The following is an 18,188-nucleotide window of genomic DNA, read 5'->3' on the forward strand; positions in this document are numbered from 1 at the left end:
GTTCATCCATCCAGTACAATCGGCGCTGCCGCGCGGCGCTGTTGCCGCGCGCGCTTCTGTATCGAGGGTCGGTTTTGGATTATGTCGTTGCCGTGCGCGCACTGTGCGAATTCACCGCCAAGGCGGGGGATCTGGACGTACGCTTCACGCCCTCGCCATCCGCACAGGAAGGCGTGGCTGGGCACACCCTGGTGGCTTCCCGGCGACCAGACCACTATGAATCCGAGATCACGCTGACCGGCAGCTACCAGCATCTGCGCGTGCGTGGCCGCGCCGACGGCTACGATCCGGTGACCAATCAGCTGGAAGAGGTCAAGACCTTTCGGGGGCACCTGGACCGCATGCCGGCCAATCACCGCGCGTTGCACTGGGCGCAAGCCAAGGTGTACGGCTGGCTGCTGTGCCAGGACCGCGGGCTGGATGCCATCGACGTCGCGCTGGTGTACTTCGACATCGGCACGCAGGAAGAAACCGTGCTGGTGGAGACGCACAGCGCGGACGACCTGAAGGCGTTTTTCGAACTGCAATGCGAACGTTTCATTGGCTGGTCGGAACAGGAAGTGATGCACCGGGAGGCCCGCGATGCGGCCTGCGGCGCGCTGGGCTTTCCGTATGGCGACTTCCGGCCGGGCCAGCGCCAGTTGGCCGAGGCTGTGTACCGGTCGGCCAGCCAGGGGTGCGCCGTCATGGCGCAGGCGCCGACCGGCATCGGCAAGACCGTCGGCACCTTGTTCCCGCTGCTCAAGGCCTGCCCGTCGCAAGGCATCGACAAGGTGTTCTTCCTGACCGCCAAGACGTCCGGCCGCAGCATGGCGCTGGACGCACTGGACCTGATTGCGCGCAGCGACGATGCGCCGCCCTTGCGCGTGCTGGAACTGGTTGCGCGCAAAAAGGCGTGCGAGCACCCGGACAAGGCCTGCCATGGCGAAGCCTGTCCGCTGGCCAAGGGCTTCTATGACCGGGTGGCCGATGCCCGCGCCGACGCGGTGTCGATCGCGCGGCTGGATCGGGAATCCTTGCGCGACATCGCCTTGCAGCACGAGGTCTGTCCCTACTACCTGAGCCAGGACCTGGCGCGCTGGGCCGACGTGATCATTGGCGATTACAACTACTACTACGACAGCAACGCCATGCTGTTCGGCCTGACCCTGGCCAATCAATGGAAGGTCAGTGTGCTGGTCGATGAAGCGCACAACCTGGTCGATCGCGGCCGCAAGATGTATTCGGCGGAACTGTCGCAGGCGGGCCTGAAAGACATCCGTCTGTATGCGCCCCCCACGCTCAAGAAGCCGCTGGAAAAGCTGAACCGCATCTGGAACGAGGTCAACCGCGAACAGACCGAGACCTACACCGCGTACGAAGCGGTGCCCGCCAAGTGGCTGATCGCCCTGCAGCAGGCCGTGACCGCGGTGGGCGAAGAATTGACCGAACGGCCCGCGGGGGTGGACGAAGCCCTGCAGCAGTTCTATTTCGATGCGCTGCGCTTTCAGCGGATCGCCGACAGTTTCGGCGCGCATTCGCTGTTCGACATCACGCTGATCGAACCGGCGTCGGCCCGGCCCAAGGCGCCCACGTCGGTCATGAATTTGCGCAATGTGGTGCCGGCCAGTTTTCTTGCGCCGCGATTTGCGGCGGCGCGATCGACCGCGCTTTTTTCGGCCACGCTCAGCCCGCATCATTTCTACCAGGAAACGCTGGGCCTGCCCAAGGCCACGCCGTGGATCGACGTCGCGTCGCCCTTCGTGGCCGAGCAGCTGTCGGTGCAGGTGGTGGGCAACATCTCGACCCGCTATCAGCACCGGGACCGGTCGCTTGATCCCATCGTGACCCTGATGGCGCGGCAGTATCGCGAACGCCCGGGCAACTACCTGGCCTTCTTCAGCAGCTTCGATTACCTGCAGAAGGTGCTGGCGCTGTTCCAGTCGCGTCACCCCGATATCGAGGTGTGGGCGCAATCGCGCGGCATGGACGAAGCGGCGCAGAGCGGCTTTCTGGCGCGCTTTGCGCCCGACTCGCGCGGCATCGGTTTCGCGGTGCTGGGCGGCTCGTTTTCCGAAGGCGTGGACCTGCCCGGCAGCCGCCTGATCGGCGCCTTCATTGCCACGCTGGGCCTGCCGCAGATCAACGACGTGAACCAGCAGATGCGGGCGCGGGTGGACGCACTGGGCAAGTCGGGCTATGACACCATCTACCTGTATCCGGGCATGCAGAAAGTCGTGCAGGCGGCGGGCCGGGTGATACGCACCCAGACCGACACCGGCGTGGTCTATCTGATCGACGATCGATTTGCCCGGCCCGAAGTGCGCGGCCTGCTGCCCGCGTGGTGGCAGGTGCAGACGCAGGATCATTCCCCCAAGGAGAAGACATGGACGTAGGCATGGCCGGAAAGACGGCGTTGGTCACGGGCGCGAGCCAGGGTATCGGGCGCGCGATTGCATTGGGACTGGGTGCCCAAGGTGCGCGGGTGGCGCTGGTCGCGCGCCGGCGGCCGCTGCTGGACGAGGTGGCTGCCGCCATCGTGGCGTCGGGCGGGCCGGCGCCGCACATCATCGAAGCCGATCTGTATGCCGAGGACGCGGCCGATCGCATTCATGCGGATGCGCGCGCCGCGCTCGGGCCGATCGACATCCTGATGAACGCCGGAGGCGGCAGCCGTCCCATCGATTTCGACGCCACGCGCGAGCAGTGGATGGAAGGCATGACGCTCAACTTCTTTCGCCTGCGCGAGCTGACGCATGCCGTGGTGCCCGAGATGCGCGAACGCAAGTACGGCCGCATCATCAACATTACGGGAACGTCCGAACCGCGTGGCCTGAACGCGGCGTTCAGCGCGAAGGCCGCCGTGCATATCTGGGCCAAGGGCCTGTCGCGGCTGGTGGCGGCGGATGGCGTCACGGTCAATTGCATTCAGCCGGGCCGGATCCGCAGCGAGCAGATCAAGAAGCGCTACCCGACCCTGGAAGACGAACTGGCGTTCGCGCAGGAAGAGATTCCGGCCGGCCGCTTTGGCGAGCCTGAAGAGCTGGCGAATCTGGCGATCTTTCTGGGATCGCCGCTGGCCAGCTATGTGAACGGCACCGTGATCCCGGTTGATGGCGGGATGTATCGCCACGCGTTCTGAGTTTGGGCCGCAGGCCGGCGCGGTCACTTCCCGCGTCGTCCGACCCCGGCGATGTCGTGGAACGCCTTTTCCTGCATCGACACGTCCTTGCCGGTGCGCGAGATCAGCCACATGGCCGACTTGGCTTCCGGCTCGCGCAGGGGCCGGAACGTCACCCCGCTGGCTTCGATGCTGCGGAAAGATTCGGGGACCAGTGCAATGCCCAGCCCCGACGCCACCAGCCCGACAATCGTCGCGGCGGTGCGGGCTTCCTGCACCACGCGCGGCGCAAAGCCGGCCCGCTGGCATAGCGCCATGATCTGCAGATAGACGCCAGTGCCGCCGTCGCTGGGATACATCACGAAGGCCTCATCGCTCAGTGCACTGACGGAAAACGGCCGCAGGCTGTCGGCGCGCGGATGCTGCGGGGGCAGGGCGGCCACCAGCGCATCCTGGAACAGACGTGTCGCCTGCAGAAAGTCCGGCAGGTCGGGCGCTTCCGTGCCGCGGATGAAGGCGATGTCCAGCCGGCGTTCCAGCATGGCGGTCAGCTGTTCCTGCGTGGTCAGTTCTTCAATCCGCAGGTGGACGCCGGGCAGCTTTTGCCGGTAGGCCAGGATCAGTTGCGGAATGACCTGGGTCAGCGCCGCGCCGCTGGTAAAGCCGACGCGCAGTTCACCGATTTCACCCCGCTGCACGCGGGCCACGATGCTGGCCGCGCGGTCGGCCTGCGCCAGCAGCGCGCGGGCTTCGGGCAACAAGGCCTGGCCGGCGGGCGTCAGGTCCACATGGCGGTTGCTGCGCTCGAACAGGCGCGCGCCCAGTTCGTCTTCCAGCACGCGGATCTGGTGGCTGAGTGGCGGCTGCGACATGTTCAGCCGCACGGCGGCGCGGCCGAAGTGCAAGGTCTCGGCCAGGACAACAAAATAGCGAACGCGGCGCAGATCCATCATACCTATCGTGTATCAATCTTGAACGAAACGATATTAGACGTAGATGGCGCGCAAGCGCACGATATCGATCTCGATCACGTATGCCGGCAGAACCGGACGGGCCAGAAATGCACGCGCAACAGGTGGGAAACGGGGCAGCCATGATGAGTGGACCCGCAGGCGGGGCAAGTCCGGGCACGACTGCCGCAGGACCCGCATCGCCCGGCACCGCCACGATGGATTCCCGGGCTGCGGCCGACCAGGCCGCCTCCAGAATCGAACACGGCACGGCCGCCTTCGTCCGCACCAACTGCGCCATCTTCGCTTCGGGACTTGCCACGTTTGCGCTGCTGTATTGCGTGCAGCCGCTGATGCCGGTGCTGTCCGATACGTTTCATGTCGGCGCCACGGGGGCCAGCCTGTCGTTGTCACTGACAACGGCTTTCCTGGCTGTCTCCATCCTGATCGCGGGCGCGCTGTCCGAGACCTGGGGCCGCAAGCCCATGATGGTCGGATCCCTGTTGCTGTCGTCGATGCTGACCCTGGTCAGCGCGTCCCTGCATCATTGGGAATCCTTCCTGGTGGCGCGCGCGCTGATGGGCATCGCGCTCAGTGGCCTGCCGGCGGTCGCCATGGCCTATGTGGCCGAAGAAATGCATCCGCGTTCGCTGGGCCTGGCCATGGGCTTGTATGTGGCGGGGTCGGGCCTGGGCGGCATGGCCGGGCGGTTGTTGGTCGGCGTGATTACCGATCTGTCGGACTGGCGCATGGCGCTGGTGTCCATGGGGCTGATGGGCCTGGCATGCGCCGCGATCCTGTGGCGCTGTCTGCCGGCGTCGCGCCATTTCGTGGCGCGGCCCCTGCGGTTCAAGCCCCTGTTCCAGACCTATGCCGGCCACCTGCGCAGCGCCACCTTGCGCTGGCTGTTCGTGATCAGCTTCCTGCTGATGGGCAGCTTCGTGACGCTGTACAACTATGTGGGCTACAAGCTGGCGGCGCCGCCGTTTTCGCTGACGCACACGCAAATCGGCCTGGTGTTCAGTGTGTACCTGTGCGGCGTGGTCAGCTCGGCCTGCATGGGGTCCGTGTCGCAGCGAATCGGCCGTCCGCGCATGCTGCCCATCACCTTCGCCGTCATGCTGGTCGGCGCCTTGCTGACGTGCGCGGGGTCGGTGTGGGCGGTGGTGCTGGGGATCGCGCTGATCACGATCGGCTTTTTCGGCACGCACGCGGTGGCCAGCGCCTGGGTCAGCGCGCAGGCCCCGGTCGGCCGGGCGCAGGCCGCGTCCTTGTACCTGTTCACCTATTACCTGGGGTCGAGCGTGGTGGGATCGCTCGGAGGGGTGTTCTGGACCTGGAGTGGCTGGCCGGGCGTGGTCGCCATGATCGTCGTGTTGCTGCTGGCGGGCATGGCGGTGGCGTGGCGGCTGAAGGGGCAGGCAACCTGAGCGTTTGCCAGCGCAGGCCGGGCCTTTCCAGCCCCTGGCTTGCGACGCCCTGACGCACTCGGCAACGTCTTCGGGGGCGGTTTCGGTTTACAGTGGAAGGCTCGCGGAACACCCGCGGCGATCACGATGCAGGATCAAGGGTTGCGCACACCACGCAGCCCTTTTTCTTTGGTGGAGGAAACCCAGAACGCATGAAACATACGTGGCAATTTTTCCGGGCGGGCGGCGTGGATCAGGTGCTGATCCGGTCGGGCGCCGATATCGCGCATCTTGAAGAACTGGACCAGAAACTGTGGGTGGCGCTGGCCTGCCCGACCCGCGGCATCGAATTCGATTCGCGCACGCTGGACCTGATCGATACCGACAAGGATGGCCGCATCCGCCCGCCGGAAATCCTGGCGGCGTGCAAGTGGGCCGTGGCCCAGGTCAAGGATCCCGAGATCCTGGCCGAAGGCGGCGACAGCCTGCCGATCGACGCGCTGGCGAACGATGGCACCAACGGGCCGCAACTGGCCGAAGAAGCGCATCGTATCGCCGACCTGCTGGGCCGGGCCGACGGCGAGCGCATCACCCTGGGCGATGTGACCGACCGCAGCAAGCTGCTGGCCGCCATGCGGTTCAATGGCGATGGGGTCGTCACGGTCAAGACGTCGGACGATCCGGACGTGCAGAAGACCATCCAGCAGATCCTGGACACACAGGGCGGGGTCAAGGACTACAGCGATGTGATCGGTGTCGACAAGGCCATGGCCGACGCGTTTTTTGCGCAGGTCGACAAGCTGCGGGCCTGGCACGGCACGGTCAGTGGCGATGGCACCATCATGCCGCTGGGCGATGCCACCAAGGCCGCGGCCGATGCGGTCGCTGCGGTGCGCGCCAAGATCGATGATTACTTCACACGCTGCCGCCTGGCCACCTACGATGCCCGCGCCGTGCAGGCGTTGAACCCGTCGATCGAAACCTATCAGCACCTGGGCGCGCAGGCGCTGTCGCTGTCGTCGCAAGAAGTGGCGGACCTGCCGCTGGCGCCCGTGCATCCGGGCCGGCCGCTGCCGCTGTCGAACGAGATCAATCCTGCCTGGGCGTCAAAATTGAGCGCGCTCAAGTCCAAGGCGGTCGGGCCCATTCTTGGCGAGACGGTGGACGCCCTGACCGAGACCGCCTGGCGCACGCTGGTCGATCGGCTGGAACCCTATGTGACCTGGACCGCGACCCGGCCCGAAACACGGCTGGATGCCCTTAGCCTGGCCGACATCATGCGGATCGATGCGGAGGCCCAGGCGGCAGTGCTGGCCTTGATCGACGAAGACGCGCGGATGGGACCCCACAATGCGCGCATCGCCGACCTGGAAAAGCTGCTGCGCTTCAAGCGCGACCTGCTGCATCTGCTGAACAACTTTGTGTCGTTCAGCGAGTTCTATCGCCGCAAGGGCGCGATCTTTCAGGCAGGAACCCTGTACCTGGATGCGCGCAGCTGCGAGCTGACGGTGGACGTGGCCGATGCCGCCAAACATGCGCAGCTGGCGGGGCTGGCCAAGGCCTGCCTGGCCTATTGCACGTGCACCCGGCAGGGGCAGAAGAAGACCATCGTGGCCGCGTTTACGGCAGGCGATGTGGACTTTCTGTTCGTGGGCCGCAACGGCATTTTCTATGACCGCGATGGCAAGGATTGGGACGCCACGATCACCAAGCTGATCGAGAATCCCACCAGCATTGGCCAGGCCATCTTTTCGCCGTACAAGAAATTCCTGCGGATGATCGAAGAGCAGGTGGCCAAACGCGCCGCGGCCAGTGACGCGGCGGCGCAGAAGCACCTGGGGGCACTGGCCGCCGACGTGGCGACGGTCGACAAGACCAAGCCCGCGGCCACGCCGGCGACGCCGCCCGCGCCGCTGGGGTTCGGCACCAAGGTGGATGTCGGCACGGTGGCCGCGCTGGGGGTGGCGCTGGGCAGCATCAGCGCGGTGGCCGTCGGCATCTTTGGCAAGTTCGTCGACCTGGGGGGATGGATCCCCGTTGCCGTCATCGGCATTCTGGTGGCGATCTCGGGCCCCAGTGTGCTGATCGCGTGGCTCAAGCTGCGCCAGCGCAGCCTGGGTCCCATCCTGGATGCCAGTGGCTGGGCGATCAACGGGCGCATGCGCATCAACGTGAAGCTGGGCGGGTCCTTGTCGCAGACGGCGCACGTGCCGCGCAACGCCGCGCACCGGTTCAACGATCCGTTTGCCGACAAGCACGGCAAGGCGTACACGATCGCGGCCGTGCTGCTGCTGATCGTGGCGCTGGGCCTGGCATGGCGGCTGGACTTCCTGAACGGCGTGCTGCCGGCATCGATGCGGCACCAGGGCGAGCCCGAACCGGTGCCGGTGGTGGTGAGGCCGGCGGCGCGGGGGGCGACCCCCGGGACCGTCGTGCCGTCGACGGCGGCACCGGCAGCGGCGGCACCCGCAGCGGCCGCACCGGCAGCGGCCGCATCGGCACCCGCTACGCCGGTGACCCCTGCGGCGCCCGCGGCGCCGGCCACTCCGGCCACTCCCGCCACCGCCTCCTGACCCCCCAGACAAAGCTGTCCTGCCCGCGCCCGCCTTCCCTGGCGGGCGCACTTACAATGCGGGCTGCGAGAATCAACGACGAAGTGAGCAGTTCATGACCGATATTCCCGAATCGCCCGATCTGGACGAGGACGATGGCGCTGGCGGCGAAGAGCCCATCCATGAAGCGCGCCTGTGGCGCGACGTGGGCTGGACGGCGCGCGTCATCAAGAACGAAGACGATGATGGCTGGGCGGTCGAGATGACCAAGTCCGGCGAAGTCGAACCGGCGCTGGTCGGCCCCTGGACCATGGGCCGCGACAAGAAGAACCCCAAGCCGCTGGACACGTCGGCCTTCAACACGCTGGTCAAGACCGCGGCCGAAGTGCTGCGCCGTCATGAACAGCAGCTGCACGCGCAGATGCACAAGCAGATCACCGTCAACACCGACACCGGCCGCGTAACCGTGATGCTGGACATCGTGCCCGACGAATACGACCCCTATGCGACGCTGGCGGCCGTGGACGAATACGGCGAAACGCTGGCCAGCGTCCGCACGTCGCCCACCTTCAAGCTGAACATGACCAGCGCGACAGCCTGGATCGCGAACGGCTACCGCAAGCCGGGCCAGTAAGCGCCACGGCCACTGCCCGGGCGGCCTACGACGCCGGTGGCGCCATCAGGCTGTCCGCCACGATCGCGCCCAGTTGCTGCAGGCTGAACGGCTTCTGCAACACCCGGTGGGCGCCGATCGCCCCCGACGGCATGGGCAGTTCGGCATAGCCGGTCGCCATCACCACGGGCAGGGCGGGGTAATCCTTGCGGGCTTCCACGATCACCTCGGCGCCATTCATGCCGGGCATGGCAAAGTCCACCATCAGCAGATCGGGGACTTCGGCCCGCAACATGTCCAGGCCGATCTGCCCGCAGTCGGCTTGCAGCACGTCGTAGCCCAGCACCTGCAGTGATTCCACGATCAACGCGCGCACGTCGGCGTCGTCATCGATCACCAGCACCTTGGCGGCGGGGGCCGAGCCCGTCGTGTTGGCGCGGTTGTCGCCTGTCGTTGCCACATCGGCGGCCGCATCGGGCAGCCAGATTTCGACCGACGTGCCCTTGTTGCGCTCGCTCAGAATCCGGGCGATGCCCCCGGATTGTCGGGCGATGCCATAGACCTGGCTCAGGCCCAGCCCCGTGCCCTTGCCAACCGGCTTGGTCGTAAAGAAGGGATCGAACACCTTGGTGATCAGTTCGGGCGGGATGCCGGTGCCGGAGTCGCGCACGGTGATCACCACATAGCGGCCGGGCGCCAGATCGCCGCTTTCGGCAAGCCGCGCTTCGGCGCGCAGTTCGAGCGATCCGCCCTGCGGCATGGCGTCCCGGGCATTGATCACCAGGTTCAGGATGGCCAGTTCCAGCTGGTTCTGGTCGGCCTTGGCCAGGGGCAGGTTCGGGTCGAACTGCGTGCGCATCGGAATGCGCGAGCCCAATGCCGTGGTCATCAGATCGCTCATGCCTTCGATCAGGGCCGGCACATCGGTGGGCCGCAGGTCCAGGTTCTGCCCGCGTGCAAACGCCAGCAACTGCGCGGTCAGCTTGGCGCCGCGCGCCACGGCCCGTTTGGCGTTTTCGGCGTAGCGCAGCACCTGCTCGTCTTTCGCCTTGATGCGGATCAGGTCGACGTTGCCAACGATCGAATTGAGCAGGTTGTTGAAGTCATGGGCGATCCCGCCCGTCAGCTGGCCGACCGCTTCCATCTTCTGCAGCTGCACGAGCGTGGACTGGCTGCGTTCGCGCTCCGCCACTTCGGTCGTCAGGCGGTCGTTGGCGCGCGCCAGTTCATGCGTGCGCTCCAGGATCCGCCGCTCCAGCGACTCGTTCAGGTCATGCAGTTCGCCGCGGCTGGTCTGCAGGGCCTGCTCGGCCAGCCGGCGTTCGGTCACGTCCTGCGTTACGCCGGCAATGCTTTCGACTTGGCCCTGTTCATCCAGCACCGCGCGGCCGCGCATCTCGATCCAGTGTGCTGATCCGTCAGGCCAGGAAATCAGGCAGGCGCAGTCAAAATCGGTGCTTTCGCCACGGGCCTGTTCCACCGCCGTTTCCAGGGACGCGCGGGCCTGGTCATGCACCGCGGCAATCAGCTCGTCGTACGAAAACGCGTCATGGGGCTGGCGGCCGAAGTCGGCCTTGCAATCGTCGGACGCAAACAGCGCCATGTCGGAAATCCGGATCCGCCATGCGCCAAGTCGGCCGGCCTTGAGCGCCAGCCGCAGGTTGCGTTCCGCTTCCTGCCGTTCGACCAGCTGGGCGCGCGCCACATACTGGCGGCGCCGGCCGCGCAGGCTGGACAGCACCGCGTGGCACAGGGTTTCGGCATGCAGGGGCCGTTCAAGGATCAGCAGGTTGCCCAGCGGGTCCAGCGCGCCAGCGGTATTGCGGCGGGCGCGCGCGGTGTCGGCGGACGACAGGATGATGAACGGAAAGTCCGACCAGGCCGGCTGCTGCGACAGCCATCCGGACACCACCGCGATGCCTTCCGGCGTCAGCGCTTCTTCGGCGATCAGGGCGCAACCCGCGCCGGCCGACAATTCGCGCATCAGCTCGGCCAGGTCGACACAGATCCTGGTGCCGACGTGCACCTTTTCCACGACCTGCGCAACAACGGCCGCATCGCGGCCGCGTGGCGCCAGGATCAGCGCGAGTTCTTCTTGGTGCATCAATTGTTGTCAGAGATGTCGGGATCGAGCAGGGCGACCGAGCCCCGGTAGGTCGGCACACCCGACAGCACGCCTTCAAAATCGGTCAGCGCTTCGCCGATGCGGATGCCGGTGCCCGGCGTGACCCGGAACTCACGGATCATGCGGCCATGGGCGCTGGTGCGGCTCTTGAGCGCCGAGATCGCTGTCAGGATTTCGCCCTGCGCTTCAAAGAACCGGAACAGCAGCACGGCGTCGCTCAGGTAGCTCAGGTCGATGTCGGACCGGATCTCGCCAATGAACCCATGCTGGCCCAGGATCAGGATCGTCGTCACGCCGCGCTGGTTCAGATACGCCAGCAGTTCATGCATGTGCAGCATCAGGAAGCGTTCACCCGGCATGGCCTGGATGTAGGCGTTCAGGCTATCGATGACCAGCATTCTGGCGCCATCGGATTCGACCGCATGACGCACGGCCGACGAGAACTCCCCCGGCGACAATTCGGCCGGATCGACCTGCCGTATCTCGAGCGCGCCGCTATCAAGATAGGGCTGCAGATCCATACCCAGCAACTTCGACCGCGTCAGCAAGGTGCCGACGCCTTCATCGAACAGGTAATACACCACGCGTTCGCCGCGCTGCAACGCGGTCATCACGCAGCGGATGGCCGTCGTGGTCTTGCCGGCCCCCGACGGGCCGCTCAACAGCGTATTGGTGCCAGGGACGAGGCCGCCGCCGATCAGTTCGTCAAGCGCGGGCACGCCCGTAGAGAGCGGGTCGGATACGAAGTTGTTGTGATGCTGTGCCGCGACCAGGCGGGGGTACACGATCATGCCACCCCGTTCCAGCCGGATGTCGTGATAGCCCCCGTCGAACTGGATGCCCCGCATCTTGATGACGCGCACCCGCCGGCGTTCCGGTCCGAATTCCTGCACGTACTGGTCCAGGCTAATTACGCCGTGCGCAATGCTGTGCAACTGCAGGTCGCCGGGTTCGGAGGTCTTGTCGTCCAGCAACAGGACCGTGCACTCCCGGTTCGCAAAAAAATGCTTGAGCGCCAGGATCTGCCGGCGATAGCGCAGCGGACTCTGCGCCAGCAGCCGCATCTCCGACAGGCTGTCGAACACGATCAGGGCAGGGCCCAGTTCTTCGACGCGCGCCATGACGTTGCGCGTCGTCTCGTTCAGTTCCATATCAGCCGGATGCAGAACGGATTGCCCCGAATCCAGATCCAGTCCTGCCTCGTTCACCAGCTCGTACACATCAATGCCGTCCAGCGACCAATCGTGGGTCGCGGCCGCTGCCACCAGTTCCTGCTGCGTTTCAGACAACGTGATGTAAAGGCAGCGGTCGCCGCGCGCTACGCCGGCCCGCAGAAACTGCAGCGCCACCGTGGTCTTGCCGGTGCCTGGCGTGCCTTCCAGCAGGTACAAGCGGTTAGGCGTCAGCCCGCCCCGCAGCACGGTATCAAGTCCGGCGATGCCGGTCGACAGCCGCGGCGTCGAAGCGGGTTGTGGATCGTTGTTGTGAAACGAGTATTTCGTGGGCATACGTGACAGCCGCCAATAGGCAATGGAGAGCGGCCGCTCTCCTGCACGCATTGTGCCAGAGCGGTTTTGCTGTCATGAATAGATACACGCCGTGTTGCGTTATGTCACGTCGCCTTACGGTTGGGTTGACCTGGCCAGGGGACGTGGCTTACCCAAAAACGCCGATTTGCCCAGCAAAGGCGGGGTGTCCGTCTACCGCGATGCGCTGCGCGCCACGACCGCGCGCCAGAAGGCTTCGGCCGATGCGGCCCCAGCGGCACGATGCCGGAACAGGCGGATGGCGATGGGCAGATGCCAGTCGGGGCCGCCCGCGTCCACCAGGCGGCCTGACGCCAGTTCTTCTTGCATCAGGCTTTGCGGCAGCCATGCAATCCCGCGTCCATCCAGCGCCATCGACTTGAGCACGGTGGCCAGATGCGCGGTAAACACAGGATCGGCCCCGGCCGCGTCGAGCGCGGACTGCCGTTGATCGCGCACGATGCGGCCCAGGCCGGATTCCGGCGTGTAGGCCAGCAGCGGCACGCGAGCGCGGCTGCGGCGCGACAGGGTATGGCGGGGCTTGCCCTGGTTGGTTGCGGCCACGACCGGGATCAGCACGTCGGTGCCGACCTCGCAGCTGGTGAAATCGGTATCGGGCAGCCGGACCGGTAAGTGCGGGTGGGCATGGCACAGCATGAACTGGGCGCGGCCCTGCAGCATGAGCGCCTCGCACTGCGGCATGACATCGGACACCAGCTGGATCGGGCCGACGGGCGCCTGCGATTCCAGCCCGCGCAGCCAGGTCGGCAGGAAGGTCAGGGACAGCGCGTGCGTTGCAACAAAACGCAGCGTGGACGAACTGGCGTCGGCCACCGCGCGCGCTTCATCGGGCACCCGGGCGACACGGGCGGTGATTTCTTCGGCCACGCCGCGAAACCATTCGCCGGCATCGGTCAGCGTGACCGGATGGGTGCTGCGGTCGAACAGGTCGACGCCCAGCCAGGTTTCCAGGGCGCGGATGCGGCGGCTGAACGCGGGCTGCGTCATGTGGCAATCGCGCGCGGCCCGCGAGAAATTGCCGCTGGCCGCCAGCGTCAGGAAATCGTTCAACCACGTGAAATTCATCATCGATGCTTTGACGGCATAAAGGCAGAGAAAACGGGCATTGGACGCATCGCATGGGGCGCGCGAAGATGCGTCCACTGCTTCTGACGGTGTCGATGCGACCCGGCGCAGTACTTATACACCGAGCGCCGCCGCGCGATCTGCCTGCGGCGCGCTCTTTCCAGCAGGACGCCAGAATGAAAATCGTCGATATCCGCGAAGCCACCAAGCCGATCAAATCGGACATCCGGAACGCCTACATCAACTTCTCGAAGATGACCCTGAGCCTGGTCGCCGTGGTCACCGATGTGATCCGCGATGGCAAGCCCGTGATCGGCTACGGCTTCAATTCCAACGGCCGCTACGGCCAGGGTTCGCTGATGCGCGAACGTTTCCTGCCGCGCATCCTGGAAGCCGACCCGGCCAGCCTGCTGGACGACGAACGCGACAACCTGGACCCGCACAAGATCTGGGCCACCATGATGACCGACGAAAAGCCGGGCGGCCATGGTGAACGGTCGGTTGCCGTGGGCACGATCGACATGGCCATTTGGGACGCGGTCGCCAAGATCGAAGGCAAGCCGCTGTACCAGCTGCTGGCCGAACGCTACGGCAACGGCGAAGCCAACCGCAAGGTGTTCGTGTACGCCGCCGGCGGCTACTACTGGCCCGGCCAGGGGATCGAAGGCCTGGAGCGCGAAATGCGCAGCTATCTGGACCGCGGCTATTCGGTGGTCAAGAAAAAGATCGGCGGCGCGTCGCTGTCCGAAGACCGCAAGCGCATCGAAGCCGTGCTGCGTCTGCTGGGCCCTGGCCAGAAGCTGGCGGTGGACGCCAACGGCCGTTTCGACCTGAAGACCGCCGTGGAATACGCCAAGGCGCTGTCCGACTACGACCTGTTCTGGTACGAAGAAGCGGGCGATCCGCTGGACTACGCGCTGCAGGCCGAACTGGCGCCGCACTATGCCGGATCGATGGCGACGGGGGAAAACCTGTTTTCGATGCAGGATGCCCGCAACCTGATCCGCTACGGCGGCATGCGTCCGGACCGCGACTACCTGCAGTTCGATTGCGCCCTGAGCTATGGCCTGGTCGAATACCTCCGCACCCTGGATATGTTGAAGGAACATGGCTGGTCGCCGTCGCGCTGCGTGCCGCACGGCGGGCACCAGATGTCGCTGGCGATTGCCGCCGGCCTGGGCCTGGGCGGCAACGAGTCCTACCCGGACCTGTTCCAGCCGTATGGCGGCTTCCCCGATGGCGTGAAGGTGGTGGACAGCTATGTCACGCTGCCGGAACTGCCGGGCATCGGCTTCGAAGGCAAGGCCGATCTGTATGCGGAAATGAAGGCCCTGGCCAGCTGATGAAGTGAAGGCAGGCCTGGGTGAAAGCAGGCCAAGGCAAAGGCAGGCCTTGGTAAAGGCAGGCCAAAGAAAAGCGCCAGTCCCGATGTTGCGGACTGGCGCTTTTGTGTTTCCCGACGTCCTGCCTTGGCCCGTCGGGTTAGCCCTGCACCTTCAGCCCTTCAGATTCGCGTCGAAGAACGCAACCGTGCGTGACCAGGCCAGCTTGGCGGCGTCAGCATCGAAACGCGGCGTCGTGTCGTTGTTGAAGCCGTGCTGCGTGCCCGGATACTGGAACGCGGTGTACTTCACACCCGCCGCATCCAGCGCGGCCGCATAGGTCGGCCACGACGCATTGATCCGTTCGTCGACCGCGGCAAAATGCATCAGTAGCGGCGCTTTGACCTTGGCGGCGTTTTCCGCAGCCGGCACGTTGCCGTAGAACGGCACCGCGGCATTCAGGTCCGGCAGGCGCGTGGCCAGCGTCTGCACCATCCCACCGCCGTAGCAGAAGCCGACCGCGCCGACCTTGCCGTTGGTGTTCTGGTAGCTGCGCAGGAAGTTGGCCGCCGCCACGAAGTCTTCGGTGGCCTTGGTCTGGTCCAGCTTGGCGAACAGTTCGCGCGCCTTGTCTTCGTCGCCCGGATAGCCACCCAGGGTGGTCAGGGCATCGGGCGCGAACGCCAGGTAGCCATCCAGCGCCAGGCGGCGCGCGATGTCTTCGATATGGGGATTCAGGCCGCGGTTCTCATGGATCACCAGCACGGCGGGCAAGGGGCCGCTGGCTTGCGCCGGCCAGGCCACATAGGCCTTGACGGTGCCCGTGCCATTGGGCGACGGGTAGTCCACTTTTTGCGTGCGGATGCGATTGTCGTCCGGACGGATCTGCTGGGCCTCGGCAAACTTGGGGCTCAGGGCCGTCAGCAGCATGCCGGCCGTCATGCCGCCCACCGCAAACTTCTGCGCCTTGCTGAGAAATCCGCGGCGGTCGATGGCGCCGTGCACATAGGCATCAAACAGGATGAGCAGTTCCTGATCGAAATCCTTGGCTGTCTTGAGTTCCATGGTGCGTTCCTGAAAAGGCAGAGTGCCTGCGGTTGACGTCATCGGGTGACCGGCATTGCAACGCGCAGCTGGCAATCGCGGCCCACCCGTTCCGCCGCCGACGATAGACCGAAAGACGCATTCCCTCTACCGCTTTCTCAAAGCGTTTCAAATGGATGAGCGTGCCGCCAAGCTGCCTGGGGCGGCGCAGCACATCACAGCGCTGCGCAAGGGGGGCAGGGCGGGTTCGCGTCCGACAAGGGGCTGCCTTCGCCCGCGTCGGCTTCGCCGGTGCCGGCCAGGTCAGGACTGGCGGGCGTCGCGTCGGGAAACGGTTCCACCGGCTGCGGGTCCACCGTCTCGTCCAATGGCGCAAGCAGTCCTTGAACGCCTTCGTCCAGCCCGCGCACCGGCGTGGCCTTGGCCAGCGACATCCACACCCCAAAGGGCAGGGCGGTCCGTTTCGGCTTGGGCGCCCGGCGCGCCACGATGGGCTGCTCGCCCTGCATCAGGATCACGCCGCACTCGGGCGGCACCTCCGACGGATCGCCGATCGGCCGGCCCTTGGCGTCATTGCCCAGCACATACCAGCACTCGCCCAGATCACAATAGGCGCCCCGCTTGGCCGGAATCTTCAGGTCGCCCAGAAGGTCGGCACGGCGCACCTTGATCTCGTGCACCACCGGTTCGACATAGGTTTCGACCGTCGTGTTGCGGATCGAAAAGACATCCGGTTTGGCAATACACCAGACCGGCGGCGCGTCGGGCGTCGCGCCCGGCACCTGGGCGCGCAGGCTGATGCCGCGCCAGGCAATCCGGCCCGCGCGCAACATGTCGCGCGCGATCAGTTCGACCAGGGCTTCATGGGACGACATGGCGCTGCGATTGCGCACGGCCTGCGCGGCGATCATGGCGATGCCGGCATCGGTGACGCGAACCGTTTCGGCGGCATCGCGGCTCACGACCCGTTCGAGCAGGCCGGCGGCCAGCAATTCGATTTCGACGATGTCCTGGCAGGGCCAGCCCGCCGAGCGGTACATCTCGCGCAGGCGGCGCGCGTGGGATTTCCCCAGGGTGACTTCAGGCATGCAGACAGCGCGGCGCCGGGCAGGCGCAATCAGGAAAGAAGCAGGAATTGTAGACCCGTGGTGGGGAAGGCCCCCCATGCTAGAGTGTGCCCACTTCTGACGAAGCGTCTCCCCGCCCGGCCTGCCGGCTGTCGGGGTACCCGGATCGCCGCGCACCGCGCCTGGCTGCCGGCGGGCGCGGGCCGCAGACCGGTGCGTCCATGCTCTACAACCTGCTCACCTTGATCCATGTTGCGTCCATCATCGTGTGGGTGGGCGGCATGGCCTTCGCGCACCTGGCCTTGCGCCCGGCCGTGGCCACGCTGGAACCCGCCGTCCGCCTGCGGCTGATGGAAGACGTGCTGCGGCGCTTCTTTCTGCTGGCGGGTATCGCGGTGCTGCTGGCCGTGGCATCGGGTCTGGGCATGGTGGGACTGGCGGCCGCGCAAGTGGCCGAAACCGGCGGGCGTTTCCGCATGCCGCTGGCGTGGAACCTGATGGGCACCTTCGGCATCATCATGGCGCTGATCTTCGGCCACATCCGCTTCGCTCTGTTCGGCCGCCTGCGCCGCGCCGTGGAAGCGTCCGACTGGAAGGCCGGCGGCGTGGCCATGGCATCGATCCGCAAATGGGTCGGCATCAATCTGCTGATCGGCGCCTGTGTGGTCGTGATTGCGTTCCTGGGGCGGTAACGCGGCAGGACTGCGTCCTCCACGGCATCGGCAGCCTGAAGTACAGGCTGCGCTTGCAGCAGGCGCGCCTGCCAGTTCACAGCGGAAGGCGCGCCTGCTACTTCATAGTCGCAGGCCCTCCTGCTGCTACATAGTGGCAGCCGCGCCTGCTACTTCAGATAGGAACGCAGTGCACTGACGACCTCTTCCAGGTCGGACTGCCGCTGCGCCGGCGACACGTCGTCCGCGCCCAGATGTTCGCGCAGGTGTCCCTCCAGCACTTCCGCCATCAGACCACTGACCGCCCCGCGCACCGCCGCGATCTGCTGCAGCACCGCGGCACATTCCTTCTCGTCTTCCAGCGCGGCTTCGAGCGACTGCACCTGCCCCTTGATGCGGCGCACGCGGGCGAGCAGTTTCTTCTTGTCGTGAATGGTGTGCGGCATGGCGGGCTCGTCAGGGGCAGGGCAGCGCGGGGCGAAAATAAATAGACGGTAGACGTCGGCAGTTGCTGGTGCCGCATCCAACGCCATGACGAACGAAACCGCGATCCGGCCGCCCATCTGTCTGCGTACTATACTGGGGTACAGTATATTGCGAGCCGTGTGTATCGCGCGCCGCGCGTCGACCGGACCCTGCCATGACCCATCCCACTTCGTCTGACCCTCACGCTGCCGACCCCGCTCCGGGCAGGCCAGCGGGACACACGGCTTGCGCAGGCCC

Annotated in this window: 14 protein-coding genes; 7 read left to right on the forward strand and 7 right to left on the reverse strand. The window is 66.0% G+C overall.

The genetic code is table 11. The features are described 5' to 3' along the window. Window positions 1-74 precede the first annotated feature (74 nt). Window positions 75-2,375 carry an ATP-dependent DNA helicase gene (locus HD883_RS26120; protein ID WP_179590152.1) on the forward strand — a complete coding sequence of 767 codons (2,301 nt, stop codon included), beginning with the start codon at window positions 75-77 and terminating at the stop codon, window positions 2,373-2,375. Beyond that, window positions 2,366-3,121, forward strand: a complete 756-nt coding sequence (locus HD883_RS26125) for an SDR family oxidoreductase (RefSeq protein ID WP_179590150.1) — start codon at window positions 2,366-2,368, stop codon at window positions 3,119-3,121. The genes HD883_RS26120 and HD883_RS26125 overlap by 10 nt, the downstream gene beginning before the upstream one ends. A gap of 23 nt (window positions 3,122-3,144) precedes the next feature. Here HD883_RS26125 and HD883_RS26130 read toward each other — a convergent pair whose 3' ends face one another. Continuing rightward, window positions 3,145-4,050: a LysR substrate-binding domain-containing protein gene (locus HD883_RS26130; RefSeq protein ID WP_179590148.1), complete on the reverse strand. Its 906-nt coding sequence runs from the start codon at window positions 4,048-4,050 to the stop codon at window positions 3,145-3,147. Between the two features lie 218 nt (window positions 4,051-4,268). Between HD883_RS26130 and HD883_RS26135 the strand changes: the two genes are divergently transcribed. From HD883_RS26135 to HD883_RS26145, 3 genes are all read left to right on the forward strand, one after another. After that, window positions 4,269-5,480, forward strand: coding sequence for an MFS transporter (locus tag HD883_RS26135; protein ID WP_179590146.1), 1,212 nt, complete (start codon window positions 4,269-4,271; stop codon window positions 5,478-5,480). 191 nt (window positions 5,481-5,671) lie between these two features. Then, window positions 5,672-8,032 (forward strand): hypothetical protein, encoded by a 2,361-nt coding sequence (locus HD883_RS26140; RefSeq protein ID WP_257022694.1) that lies wholly within the window; start codon window positions 5,672-5,674, stop codon window positions 8,030-8,032. Between the two features lie 94 nt (window positions 8,033-8,126). Next, a complete protein-coding gene (locus tag HD883_RS26145; RefSeq protein WP_179590144.1) occupies window positions 8,127-8,645 on the forward strand; it encodes a hypothetical protein in 519 nt (172 codons plus the stop codon). Between the two features lie 25 nt (window positions 8,646-8,670). Here HD883_RS26145 and HD883_RS26150 read toward each other — a convergent pair whose 3' ends face one another. From HD883_RS26150 to HD883_RS26160, 3 genes are all read right to left on the reverse strand, one after another. Continuing rightward, window positions 8,671-10,728, reverse strand: a complete 2,058-nt coding sequence (locus HD883_RS26150; RefSeq protein ID WP_179590142.1) for an ATP-binding protein — start codon at window positions 10,726-10,728, stop codon at window positions 8,671-8,673. Continuing rightward, on the reverse strand, window positions 10,728-12,257 hold the full coding sequence (locus HD883_RS26155; RefSeq protein ID WP_179590140.1) for an ATPase domain-containing protein: 1,530 nt from the start codon (window positions 12,255-12,257) through the stop codon (window positions 10,728-10,730). Before HD883_RS26155 ends, HD883_RS26150 begins: the two co-directional genes overlap by 1 nt. A 192-nt stretch (window positions 12,258-12,449) precedes the next feature. Beyond that, a complete protein-coding gene (locus HD883_RS26160) occupies window positions 12,450-13,361 on the reverse strand; it encodes a LysR family transcriptional regulator (RefSeq protein WP_179590138.1) in 912 nt (303 codons plus the stop codon). A 176-nt stretch (window positions 13,362-13,537) separates the two neighbouring features. Between HD883_RS26160 and HD883_RS26165 the strand changes: the two genes are divergently transcribed. Continuing rightward, entirely contained in the window at window positions 13,538-14,704 is a 1,167-nt protein-coding gene (locus tag HD883_RS26165) for a mandelate racemase/muconate lactonizing enzyme family protein (RefSeq protein ID WP_179590136.1), read from the forward strand. A gap of 153 nt (window positions 14,705-14,857) precedes the next feature. On the opposite strand, the gene HD883_RS26170 is transcribed toward HD883_RS26165, so the two are convergent. Both HD883_RS26170 and HD883_RS26175 read right to left on the reverse strand, forming a co-directional pair. Further along, on the reverse strand, window positions 14,858-15,748 hold the full coding sequence (locus tag HD883_RS26170) for a dienelactone hydrolase family protein (protein ID WP_179590134.1): 891 nt from the start codon (window positions 15,746-15,748) through the stop codon (window positions 14,858-14,860). Window positions 15,749-15,942: 194 nt separating this feature from the next. Then, window positions 15,943-16,815 carry a hypothetical protein gene (locus HD883_RS26175; protein WP_179590132.1) on the reverse strand — a complete coding sequence of 291 codons (873 nt, stop codon included), beginning with the start codon at window positions 16,813-16,815 and terminating at the stop codon, window positions 15,943-15,945. Window positions 16,816-16,901: 86 nt separating this feature from the next. Between HD883_RS26175 and HD883_RS26180 the strand changes: the two genes are divergently transcribed. After that, window positions 16,902-17,486 carry a CopD family protein gene (locus HD883_RS26180; protein ID WP_373563485.1) on the forward strand — a complete coding sequence of 195 codons (585 nt, stop codon included), beginning with the start codon at window positions 16,902-16,904 and terminating at the stop codon, window positions 17,484-17,486. Between the two features lie 149 nt (window positions 17,487-17,635). Here HD883_RS26180 and HD883_RS26185 read toward each other — a convergent pair whose 3' ends face one another. Next, window positions 17,636-17,911: a metal/formaldehyde-sensitive transcriptional repressor gene (locus HD883_RS26185; RefSeq protein ID WP_179590130.1), complete on the reverse strand. Its 276-nt coding sequence runs from the start codon at window positions 17,909-17,911 to the stop codon at window positions 17,636-17,638. Window positions 17,912-18,188: the final 277 nt, after the last annotated feature.

Origin of the sequence: Pigmentiphaga litoralis, from assembly GCF_013408655.1 — a bacterium.
In the GTDB taxonomy this organism is placed as follows: Bacteria; Pseudomonadota; Gammaproteobacteria; order Burkholderiales; family Burkholderiaceae_B; genus Pigmentiphaga; species Pigmentiphaga litoralis_A.

Bases quoted from the DNA above. Each gene is read 5' to 3' on its own strand.
- HD883_RS26125 (WP_179590150.1), top strand. From the start codon at position 2,366: ATGGACGTAGGCATGGCCGGAAAGACGGCGTTGGTCACGGGCGCGAGC.
- HD883_RS26130 (WP_179590148.1), bottom strand. From the start codon at position 4,050: ATGGATCTGCGCCGCGTTCGCTATTTTGTTGTCCTGGCCGAGACCTTG.
- HD883_RS26135 (WP_179590146.1), top strand. From the start codon at position 4,269: ATGGATTCCCGGGCTGCGGCCGACCAGGCCGCCTCCAGAATCGAACAC.
- HD883_RS26140 (WP_257022694.1), top strand. From the start codon at position 5,672: ATGAAACATACGTGGCAATTTTTCCGGGCGGGCGGCGTGGATCAGGTG.
- HD883_RS26145 (WP_179590144.1), top strand. From the start codon at position 8,127: ATGACCGATATTCCCGAATCGCCCGATCTGGACGAGGACGATGGCGCT.
- HD883_RS26150 (WP_179590142.1), bottom strand. From the start codon at position 10,728: ATGCACCAAGAAGAACTCGCGCTGATCCTGGCGCCACGCGGCCGCGAT.
- HD883_RS26155 (WP_179590140.1), bottom strand. From the start codon at position 12,257: ATGCCCACGAAATACTCGTTTCACAACAACGATCCACAACCCGCTTCG.
- HD883_RS26160 (WP_179590138.1), bottom strand. From the start codon at position 13,361: ATGAATTTCACGTGGTTGAACGATTTCCTGACGCTGGCGGCCAGCGGC.
- HD883_RS26165 (WP_179590136.1), top strand. From the start codon at position 13,538: ATGAAAATCGTCGATATCCGCGAAGCCACCAAGCCGATCAAATCGGAC.
- HD883_RS26170 (WP_179590134.1), bottom strand. From the start codon at position 15,748: ATGGAACTCAAGACAGCCAAGGATTTCGATCAGGAACTGCTCATCCTG.
- HD883_RS26175 (WP_179590132.1), bottom strand. From the start codon at position 16,815: ATGCCTGAAGTCACCCTGGGGAAATCCCACGCGCGCCGCCTGCGCGAG.
- HD883_RS26185 (WP_179590130.1), bottom strand. From the start codon at position 17,911: ATGCCGCACACCATTCACGACAAGAAGAAACTGCTCGCCCGCGTGCGC.